Annotated in this window: 12 protein-coding genes; 5 read left to right on the forward strand and 7 right to left on the reverse strand. The window is 66.8% G+C overall.

The window, feature by feature from the left end; all coding sequences use genetic code 11:
• A partial coding sequence (locus ACK5M9_RS12305) for a hypothetical protein (RefSeq protein ID WP_416893450.1) occupies positions 1 to 226 on the forward strand: 226 nt, incomplete at its 5' end.
• A gap of 60 nt (positions 227 to 286) precedes the next feature.
• On the opposite strand, the gene ACK5M9_RS12310 is transcribed toward ACK5M9_RS12305, so the two are convergent.
• The 4 genes from ACK5M9_RS12310 to ACK5M9_RS12325 all read right to left on the reverse strand — a co-directional run bounded on the left by ACK5M9_RS12310 (position 287) and on the right by ACK5M9_RS12325 (position 3077).
• Positions 287 to 1582: a cytochrome P450 gene (locus ACK5M9_RS12310; RefSeq protein WP_416893451.1), complete on the reverse strand. Its 1296-nt coding sequence runs from the start codon at positions 1580 to 1582 to the stop codon at positions 287 to 289.
• A gap of 6 nt (positions 1583 to 1588) precedes the next feature.
• Positions 1589 to 2011, reverse strand: coding sequence for a lipoprotein LpqH (locus tag ACK5M9_RS12315; RefSeq protein ID WP_416893452.1), 423 nt, complete (start codon positions 2009 to 2011; stop codon positions 1589 to 1591).
• Positions 2012 to 2150: 139 nt separating this feature from the next.
• A complete protein-coding gene (locus tag ACK5M9_RS12320; protein ID WP_416893453.1) occupies positions 2151 to 2606 on the reverse strand; it encodes an SRPBCC family protein in 456 nt (151 codons plus the stop codon).
• 51 nt (positions 2607 to 2657) lie between these two features.
• On the reverse strand, positions 2658 to 3077 hold the full coding sequence (locus tag ACK5M9_RS12325; protein WP_416893454.1) for a transglycosylase family protein: 420 nt from the start codon (positions 3075 to 3077) through the stop codon (positions 2658 to 2660).
• A 377-nt stretch (positions 3078 to 3454) separates the two neighbouring features.
• Here ACK5M9_RS12325 and ACK5M9_RS12330 point away from each other — a divergent pair, with 377 nt between their 5' ends.
• Entirely contained in the window at positions 3455 to 4021 is a 567-nt protein-coding gene (locus ACK5M9_RS12330) for a hypothetical protein (RefSeq protein WP_416893455.1), read from the forward strand.
• Between the two features lie 11 nt (positions 4022 to 4032).
• Here ACK5M9_RS12330 and ag85B read toward each other — a convergent pair whose 3' ends face one another.
• Positions 4033 to 5010 (reverse strand): diacylglycerol acyltransferase/mycolyltransferase Ag85B, encoded by a 978-nt coding sequence (gene ag85B / locus ACK5M9_RS12335; RefSeq protein ID WP_416893456.1) that lies wholly within the window; start codon positions 5008 to 5010, stop codon positions 4033 to 4035.
• Positions 5011 to 5448: 438 nt separating this feature from the next.
• Here ag85B and ACK5M9_RS12340 point away from each other — a divergent pair, with 438 nt between their 5' ends.
• Positions 5449 to 6513: a hypothetical protein gene (locus tag ACK5M9_RS12340; RefSeq protein ID WP_416893457.1), complete on the forward strand. Its 1065-nt coding sequence runs from the start codon at positions 5449 to 5451 to the stop codon at positions 6511 to 6513.
• A gap of 3 nt (positions 6514 to 6516) precedes the next feature.
• Here the strand turns inward: ACK5M9_RS12340 and ACK5M9_RS12345 are convergent, their stop codons facing one another.
• Positions 6517 to 7077 carry a YceI family protein gene (locus ACK5M9_RS12345; protein ID WP_416893458.1) on the reverse strand — a complete coding sequence of 187 codons (561 nt, stop codon included), beginning with the start codon at positions 7075 to 7077 and terminating at the stop codon, positions 6517 to 6519.
• Between the two features lie 125 nt (positions 7078 to 7202).
• Here ACK5M9_RS12345 and ACK5M9_RS12350 point away from each other — a divergent pair, with 125 nt between their 5' ends.
• Together ACK5M9_RS12350 and ACK5M9_RS12355 are read left to right on the forward strand one after the other, a co-directional pair.
• A complete protein-coding gene (locus ACK5M9_RS12350; protein ID WP_416893459.1) occupies positions 7203 to 7613 on the forward strand; it encodes a hypothetical protein in 411 nt (136 codons plus the stop codon).
• Between the two features lie 95 nt (positions 7614 to 7708).
• Entirely contained in the window at positions 7709 to 7921 is a 213-nt protein-coding gene (locus ACK5M9_RS12355; protein ID WP_416893460.1) for a hypothetical protein, read from the forward strand.
• Positions 7922 to 7939: 18 nt separating this feature from the next.
• Here the strand turns inward: ACK5M9_RS12355 and ACK5M9_RS12360 are convergent, their stop codons facing one another.
• Positions 7940 to 9073, reverse strand: a complete 1134-nt coding sequence (locus ACK5M9_RS12360; RefSeq protein ID WP_416893461.1) for a nitronate monooxygenase — start codon at positions 9071 to 9073, stop codon at positions 7940 to 7942.
• Positions 9074 to 9622 lie beyond the last annotated feature (549 nt).

The raw sequence follows: 9622 nt of genomic DNA on the forward strand, positions 1-9622 counted from the left end.
CGGCACCGGCGGCGCCGCCGCGGCCGGCGGCACGGGTGCGGTGAACGGCTACGGCGGGCCCGGCGGCGGCGGTGGCGGCCAGGGCGCCAGCGGTGGGGGTGGGGGCGGCGGAACCCCGGGCGGCAACGGCGGGACCGGTGGCACCGGCGGCACGCCGAACGGCACCTCCGGCAACGCCGGCAACGCCGACGGCACCGGCGGCGACGGCGGCACCGGCGGAACGTGAGCCCTCTCGTTGACGGTCCGGGCTGACGCTCGCGATCAGCGGTGAGAAGCCACTGAGAAACTACGACCCCAGCCTCACCGGCAGCGTCGACCAGCCGCGCAGCACCCGGGTATCCCGCCGGGTGCCCGCGCCTGCGGTCCGCGCTTGGGGAAACCGGTCGAAGAAGGCGCGCAGGCCGATCTCACCTTCGGCGCGGGCCAAAGCCGCCCCCAGGCAGAAGTGGCGTCCCGTCGAGAACGCGAGATGCCGTCCGGCGGTGGAGCGTTCGATGTCGAAGCGGTGCGGGTCGGGGAACACCGACGGGTCGCGATTGGCGGCGGCCAGATAGATCACCACCAATTCGCCCCGCTTGATGCTGGCACCCGCCACCTCGACGTCGTTGCCGGCGGCCCGTGCGGTGAGTTGAACGGGCGAACCGAGACGCAGGATCTCCTCGACCGTGTTCGGCCACAGCTCCGGGCGTTCGCGGAGCGTCTGCACATGCCCGGGATGTTCCAGTAGCATCCCGATCCCGTTGCCCAGCAGGTTGACGGTGGTCTCGAACCCCGCGACCAGCACCAGACCGGCAACGGCTCGAAGCTCGTCTTCGTCCAAATAAGTTTCCGCACTGCCGCTTTCGGCCGTGCGGATCAGCTGACTCATCAGGTCGTCACCGGGGGAGCGGCGCAGCTGGCGCAGATGTTCGACCAGCCAGGCATTCAGGCCCAGGATACCGCGCCGCACCCGCCGGTCCTGCCGCCGGGACAGGCCGACATCCAGGCTGGGGGCTGCCATCTCCCCGAATTCCAGGATCCGGCGCCGGTCGCACTCTGGCACTCCCAGGATTTCGCTGATCACGGTGACCGGCAGCAGCGAGCAATACCGCCCGACCACGTCGAGGGCTCCGGTCTCACCGGCGATGCCATCCAGCAGGTTCGCCGCCGCCCGTTCGACACCGTCGCGCAGGCCGGTCACCGCCCGCGAGGTGAACACCGCCGACACCGTTTTGCGGTAGCGCGTGTGATCCGGCGGCTCGACCGCCAACAGCGACGGCGGCTGCACCGGGTGCAGGCCCGGGCGGCGGGTCCGCCGCTCCAACCGGCGCAACGGCGCCGGCAGATTGTCCCCGAAGGAGACGACGTGAAAGTCGTCGGATCTCAGCAGCTCATGGGCAAGGCGATGATCGGCGGTGAGAAAACCCGCGCGATTGCGCACCAGCCGGCCGCGGCTGCGCACCTCGTCGTAGAACGCGACCGGGTCCGCCGCAACCGTCGGATCCGCGATCAACCGGGCCTGCAGGTCACCCCGCCGGGCTCCCAGGCCCGCCATGCCGCGCACGAACCCGTGCATGGCCACCCAGTGCAGTGCGTCCGTCACCGGTGCTCAGCATCCGGCCCGGATCTCGAAGTCGGTGCTCACCACCTTGTTGGGGTTGTCGCTGTTGATGCCGGATGCGGTGCCGGTGACGGTGTAGGTCTCTCCGGTCAGCTCGGCATGGGCGTCGCCGACGCCGCCCTTGTAGTAGCTGCCGGTGAACCCGTCGACGTTGTGGAATTTCACGAACTGCGGGATCACCTGGTCACCGCTGACCACCATGACGGCCTGCATGGTGCCGTCGCCGTCGCGGACGTCGATGGTCCAGTACTCCTCGGCCTGGGTGCATTCCGGCGGGCCGGCGGCATGCGTCTGGCCGCCGATGCTCACCCGCGCCGGCGCCAGCGGTTCCGTCTGGGCGACAGCGCACCCGGAAACCACGCCGGCGACTCCCGCCGCGAGCACCGCAACTACGGCCAACCGGTTCTTCACACGCCACCTTCGGTACTCCACACCACTACAGCCGACCGATCCGGCCGCGCTGACTCGCCGCATACAGTATTGCCGATGCCGGTCCATCCCGCTGCCCGCACCCGCAACAAGGTGCTCGGCGATCCGATCGAGCCGCCCCTCAGTCGGCCTCGGCCACATCTTTGATGCGTCGCAGCGTCGTGGTCATGTCCCTGATGTTGCGACGTTTCCGCAGGAATCCGCCCAACAGCCAGTAGAGGTTGCTCAGCGGCGACGATGCCAGCCGGAACGACTCGGTGACGTCGGTGCCGCCGTCGGCCGGCGCCAACCGGTAGTGCCAGTTGTTCACCGCACGGTCGCCGACCAACACAGCAAACCCGAACTCGCGGCCCGGCTCACACGCCGTCACTTCACAGGTGGTCCAGTAGATCGGCCCGATCTCGTTGCGCCGCACATGCCCGCGGAACCGCGCACCGAGTTCGGGGCCGGTCGCATCACCGAGCCACTCGGCCTCGAACGTCTCCGGGGAGAAGCGTCCGGTGTTTCGAATATCGGCAATCAATTCCCATATTCGCTGTGCCGGCGCCGCCATATGCACCGTTGCCGAACCCTGCATAGGGGAATCCAATCATGCGCGGTGTAACGAAACGGGCGGGGCCGCCGACAATCATTGGTTGGGGATGAACATCTCGATGATCGACATGATGGTCTGCTCCAGCTGCCGAGCAGGCTGGGGCAGTCCCGCCACCGACACCGGGGGCAGGCCGCCGGCGCGTGAGCAGGTCGGCCACGCGCCGGGCCCCTGGCCGACGAGGACCCGGTTGGCAACCGCGATTTGCTGCTGCTTAGAGGCCTTTGCCGGGTTTCCGGTACCGCCGTAGGCCTCCCAGGTGGCCTGCTTGAACTGCAGTCCGCCATAGGCGCCGTTGCCGGTGTCGGCAGCCCAGTTTCCGCCGGATTCGCACTGCGCGACGGCTTCCCAATTCATGGCTTCCGCGGCGGCGACACCGCCGCCGATCGCCATCGAGGCCACCACGAATCCGGTGGCGGCGGCAGACTTGATCAGGGGCTTTGCGATGTTCGTCATGCCGGGAATTTCGCCGACCGTGCTCAAAGCGTTACCGGCTCGAGAAAACTATGAGACGCCCTGTCTATTGGACCGAGATTGGCGCAAACGAGCGTGGGACGGCGGTCCAGCCCGCCGGTTCGGCCATTGCGCACCACCGGAAACCCGGTGGTCAGCACGCGTCGGCACTGGTCGCCGGAGCGACAACGGCACCTGAAACCGGCGCGGGCGCAGTGCGTCGGCAAGCACTCGACGATGCCCGCAGCAAACAGCCGCCGCGCGAAATGTGAGACAAACTCTTAGGGTTTCGCCGTGTTATGTCACCGTCACGGCGCCGAGAATTCCCGCCGCGCGCGCGTCAACCCGCGGGGCACCACGGTGTGGCACACAATGGCGGTATGGGAGAAAAACGGTCGCGGCCAGGCCTCGTCGGCCTGTTCATCACGGTGGCCCTCGCCGTGCTGGTGGCGGGAGCCGTTCTGGCAGTGGACCGGCTGCAATCCGCAACAACAGACCCGCTCACCCCGACGGGTGAACCGGCCACCGATCAGCAGAGTCGCGCCCAGGCCACCGACGCCGCCCGCGAGATCGTCGTCGTCGCGGGACTGCACGTCACCAGCGCCTCCTACATGCTGATGTCGTGCCGAGATCACGACAGCCCGCCCTACCAGGGCGCGGTGTATGTGATCTTCAAGGTCCCCGCCGATACGCGCCCCGGCACCTACCTGCCGGCCGTCGCGGAAAAGGTGATCTCCGACGGCTGGACCGAAGGCCTTGACCTGAATGGCCACAGCTACGGGCGGATTCTGACCAAGGGGGGAGTCACCGCGAGCGTCTACGGCCATGACGACAAGCCCGACCTCGGGGTGTTTCGTGTCTATGGGGAATGCCGGAACACCAACGACCACCGAACCGACGGCACCGGCTGGACCGATATCACCGGGGTGTTCGGTCCAGCCGGCTAGCGCCTCGGAACTCAGTGGGCGCCGAGCGTGCCCTGCAAGTCGCCCTTCATCGCGTTGAGCTGCGCACCCCAGTACTCCCAGCTGTGCGTGCCATCGGCGTCGAAGTTGAATACGGCGTTGTGGCCACCGGCGGCGTTGTAGGCATCCTGGAACTTGATGTTGCTGCTGCGGACGAAGTTCTCCAGGAACTCCGCCGGCAGGTTCGCCCCGCCCAGATCGGAGGGCCTGCCGCTGCCGCAGTAGACCCACAGGCGGGTGTTGTTGGCGACCAGCGTCGGGATCTGAATCGTCGGGTCGTTGCGCTGCCACGCCGGGTCTCCCGACGGGCCCCACATGTCGGAGGACTTGTAGCCGCCGGCGTCACCCATGGCCAGGCCGATCAGCGTCGGGCCCATGGCGTTGGACGGGTCCAGCAGCGCCGACAGCGAGCCGGCGTAGATGAACTGGTCCGGATGGTAGGCGGCCAGGATCATCGCCGAGGAGCCTGCCATCGAGAGACCGATAGCCGCGCCGCCGGTGGGCTTGACGTTGCGATTGGCGGACAGCCACTGGGGCAGCTCGCTGGTCAGGAAGGTCTCCCACTTGTAGGTGCTGCAGCCGGCCTTGCCGCACGCCGGGCTGTACCAGTCGCTGTAGAAGCTGGACTGGCCGCCGACCGGCATGACGATCGACAGGCCCGACTCGTAGTACCACTCGAACGCCGGGGTGTTGATGTCCCAGCCGTTGTAGTCGTCTTGGGCCCGCAGGCCGTCCAGGAGGTACACCGCCGGAGAATTGTCGCCGCCGCTCTGGAACTGCACCTTGATGCTGCGGCCCATCGCCGCGGACGGCACCTGTAGGTACTCGACAGGCAGACCCGGCCGGGAGAATGCTCCCGCAGTCGCCGCGCCGCCGGCGAATCCGATCAGCCCCGGCAGGGTCGCAGCCGCGGCCGCGCCCACCAGAAGTCGACGAGCCCAGGACCGGATCTTCCCGCTCACGTCTGTCATAGCCTGTGCCCCTTATCCCTCAGTAGCTTGTGCTCCCGGCCAGAATTCACCGCGCGCGGAGCCACGGTGTCGGATCTGTCGTGAACGTATCTCGGTTGTGTATTCGGCGACCCCCGCGCAGGCGGCAACGGTGCGTTGTCCACCCGTCGCGTTGATCGGCCACGTTCGTTGTAACCCCGCATACGCGCGCACCGGCCCGGCACACGCCGCCTGGTTATGCAGGTGTTACCCATTTGGAATCGAGCCAGGCCGCAACGATCACGGCCGGCGGGGAGTGTCGCCGCACTTGCGTCCCCGCGTAAGCTCTCTGGAAGCAAGTCGACTACAGAACGTGATACCGGACCGTTCCGGCGCCCATCTGCCACACCGCCTGCCCTCCTGGTACCCGGCGGCACGACGGAGTTGCCGCCGATCCGCGACTGATTGAGGTGCGCAAACTTGGATACGGTACTTGGGCTGTCGGTGACGCCGACCACCATCGGGTGGGTCCTCGCTGAGGGGCACGGTGCCGACGGCACAATACTGGGCAGCCGCGAGCTGCATCTGCACGACGGCCGCGACCCCTTCCCCAGTGGTCACGGCACGTCCGCGGTGGCGATGGCGGAACGGGTCGCAGCCGAGATCCAGGCGGCCCGGAGTCTCGCCGTCAGCACCGAACACCGGTTGCGTGTCGTGGGGATCACCTGGAGCGATGAGGCTTCGGCCCAGGCCGCTCTGGCGCTGGAGGTGCTCAACGACGCCGGATTCGACAACGTCGTACCGGTCCCGCTACTCAGCGCGGTCGAGGCGCTGGCCCAGGCGGTCGCACCGATCATCGGATACGAGCAAGCCGCCGTCTGCATCCTCGATTCCCGGAGTGCGACCGTCGCTGTGGTCGACGCCCATGACGGAGACGTCCAGTCGGCCGTCATGGGGATATCCGGCGACTACAGTGATCTGGCATCCCGGCTGACCGCAATGTTCGACGACTTCGGCCGGCGTCCCGGCGGCGTCGTGGCAGTCGGTTCGCAGGACACCGCCAACGACTTTTCCCGGCAACTGAAGAAGGTCTTGCCGGTGCCCGTCTTCGCGCAGACCATGGCGCAGGTGACGGTCGCGCGCGGCGCGGCGCTGGAGGCGGCACACAGCACCGAATTCACCGACGCCGAACTGGTGGCCGCCGTCGCGGCGCCGGTTCCGGCCGTACGCCGCCGATCCCGGCAGTACGCGGGTGCGGCGACGGCGTTGGCTGCCGCCGCGGTCACTTTCGTCGTCTCGGTTTCCCTGGCGGTGGGTATCCAACTGGCGCCCGGCAGGGATTCCGGTCCCTCGCGGGACGGCTCGCACGAGCCCCCGGTCGCCCCCGTAGCCGAAGCCGCTGTGACCCCTGCCGCACCCATGCCGGCTGGGGCGGTGGCGCCGTCCCCCCCGGTGGAGCACCCCGCCACCCGCAAACTTCGGTTGAGCCGAGCGCTCGAACACATTCCGGGTACCGCTGCCGCACCGGGCGTCCCGCCGGAGTAGCCGTCAGACTTCTTTGTGCCAGTCCGCCGAGAACGAGAGAGCCACCTCGTCGGCAACTTTGAGCGACCCCATGAACATCGAAAAGGGCTTGACGCCGAAATCGGTCTGGCGCACCGCGGATTCCGCGGACAGCCGCCACGAATCGCCGAGGTCTTCGGTACGCACATCGACCTGATGCGGGCGCGACTTGCCGCAGATGTGCAGGGTGCCGGCCAAACGGTATCCGTCCTGGATCTGCTGGATCTCGTCAGCGGTGAAACGAATCTCGGGAAATTTCTTGGCCCCCAGTGACTTCAGTGCGTTCGAACGCACCAGGGCCTTTTCCGGGGCGGACAGGCCCTTCGGGCCGCCCTCGCCGCGCACCACCTCCAGCGCATCCACGTCGACGGTGAGGGTGCTCGAAGCCGGTTCTTCGCCGGCCCAGTCGACACTCACTCGCCAGCGGGTCATCAAGATGGTGAGCCGGTGACCCATCAGCGCGCCACGGCCGGTGACTCCGGTGTGCAGAGTCAACTCACCGCTGTCAGAATCCAGCGTAGGTACTACGTTCTTCGCCGCCGTCACGAACGGAACCTACCGCACCGAATCCGGCCTTGTGGCGCCCGTTGCAATCGCTATGCTCTTTGTTGAATGCTCGCCGGTGCCAGACGGACCCTCCAACCAGCAATCACCAACAATCGGAGTAAGACATGATTCGGGAACTGCTCACCGCCAGTGCAATCGCCGGTTCGGCGATGATCGCCTGTGCGCCGGTGGCCGGCGCCGACAACGGGCGCTGGCCGGGCGATGTGCCCGGAATGAACTACGACGCTTCGCTGGGCGCGCCGTGCGGCAACTATGAACGTTTCATCTTCGGGCGTGGGCCCAGCGGCCAAGCCGAGGCGTGCCACTTTCCGCCGCCCAACCAGTTCCCGCCCGCGACTGAGGGTTACTGGGTTATCTCCTATCCGCTGTACGGGGTTCAGGAAATCGGCGCCCCCTGCCCCAAGCCGCAGTCTGCCGCCCAATCGCCGGCCGGCCTGCCGATGCTGTGCCTGGGGGCGCAGGGCTGGCAGGAGGGCTGGTTCACCGGGGCCGGGTTCTTCCCGCCTGAGCCGTGATCCGGCACCGACGAGTACTAGCCGTTTGAGTGCGCGACGTTCTACAGTCGAACTATCTTGGCAACGGAATTTCGCAGGAGAATTTGGAGACTCTCATGGCTCTCAATCCCAAAGATGCGGTAGACGCAGTTCGTGACATCGCGACCAATGCGGTCGAGAAGGCCTCGGACATCGTCGAGAACGCCAGCGACATCATTCGCGGCGACATCGCCGGCGGCGCCAGCGGAATCGTCCAGAGTTCGATCGAAATCGGCACACACGCCGTCGACCGGGTCAAGGACGTTCTCACCGGCGAGGAGAAAGACTAGCGGCGCAGCGGGCTGCGGCTATACAGCAGCCGCGGCCGCGTTCAGCTCGTCGAGGCGTGTTGTCGCCTCCAGGTACTCGCGCACCCAGCGCTCGATGACCGTCGCCGTCTTCTCCACCTTGGTGAACTGGCCGACGACCTGGCCGACGGGATTGAACGCCACGTCGACGGTCTCGTTCGGGTAGTTGTGGGTGGCCTTGACCGCCATGCCGGACACCATGTATTGCAGCGGCATGCCGAGCGGGCTGGGATTGTCCGGGTTCTCCCACGCCTCGGTCCAGTCGTTGCGCAGCATCCGTGCGGGCTTGCCGGTGAACGAGCGGCTGCGTACGGTGTCGCGGCTGCTGGCCTTGGCGTAGGCGGCGTGCTGCACCGGTGTGTTCGCCGATTCTTCGACCATCAGCCACTGCGAGCCGGTCCACGCTCCCTGAGTGCCGAGCGCCAGCGCGGCCGCGATCTGGTAGCCACTGCCGATGCCGCCCGCCGCGAGGACGGGGACCGGTGCGATTTCCTGAACAACCTGGGGCCACAGCACGATTGAGCCGACCTCTCCGCAGTGACCACCGGCCTCACCGCCTTGGGCGATGATGATGTCGACGCCGGCGTCGGCGTGCTTGCGTGCCTGGGAGGGCGAGCCGCACAGTGCCGCCACCACGCGGCCCTCGTTGTGAATGTGTTCGATCATGTCGGCCGGGGGAGTTCCCAGGGCATTGGCGATCATCCGCACCTTCGGGTGGTGCAGCGCGACTTCGACCTGGGGAGTGGCCGTCGCCTCCGTCCAGCCCAGCCATTGCAATGTGTCTTCGTCGGCGTGCTCCATCGGGACACCGTGGTCGGCGAGGATCTTCTTGGCGAAATCCAGGTGCTCCCGGGGCACCATCTTCCGCAGGGTTTCGGCGAGTTCCTCCGCCGACTGCTGCGAGTCCATCCCTTCGTACTTGTTGGGGATGACGATGTCGACGCCGTAGGGATGATCGCCGATGTTCGCGTCGATCCACTTCAGCTCGATTTCCAGCTGCTCCGGTGTGAAACCGACCGCGCCGAGGACGCCGAAACCGCCGGCTTTGCTGACGGCGACGACGACATCGCGGCAGTGGGTGAACGCAAAGATCGGGAACTCGATGCCCAGTTGGTCGCATATGGGCGTGTGCATGCCTACTCCTGGAATGCCGGCCGAATTGAAACGTGTTCTAGTTTAGTACGGAGTTCACCACGATTGCCAGCCAGGCCCGGCACAGGACAACTACGACCCGTCAGATCCGCATCCCGCGGGGGCCGGACGATCCCGGCTTTCGCGGGTCACTGAAACGGTACCGGGCTCGTCGGTCATGTGTACGACCCGACCCTGGTGTGTTGCCGCGATGGACTGCGCCGGACCGGAAATGCGACTTCCCAGAGGATCTGCCAATTGTCAAGGGGGTGAACGGATTTTGTGGACAACTTCTGGTCTGTGGATGAAAGTGGCCGAATGTGGCTGCGGGACCGGGTTTTCAGGGAATTTTCAGGATTCCGGGGGCTTTCGGGCCCGGAGTTGTCGGTGGGTGTCTCTAGCATTTCAACCATGGCAGCCAGCACCCGTGAAGAGATCGTCGAGGTCTTCGACGCACTCGACACGATCCAGGATCGCCTGCTGGAGTTGGACTTCGATGTGCTCACCACACCCGAACGGCTGACGATGCTCGACCGCCTGGAAACCATCGAC

The organism is Mycobacterium sp., from assembly GCF_047975165.1.
Taxonomy (GTDB): domain Bacteria; phylum Actinomycetota; class Actinomycetes; order Mycobacteriales; family Mycobacteriaceae; genus Mycobacterium.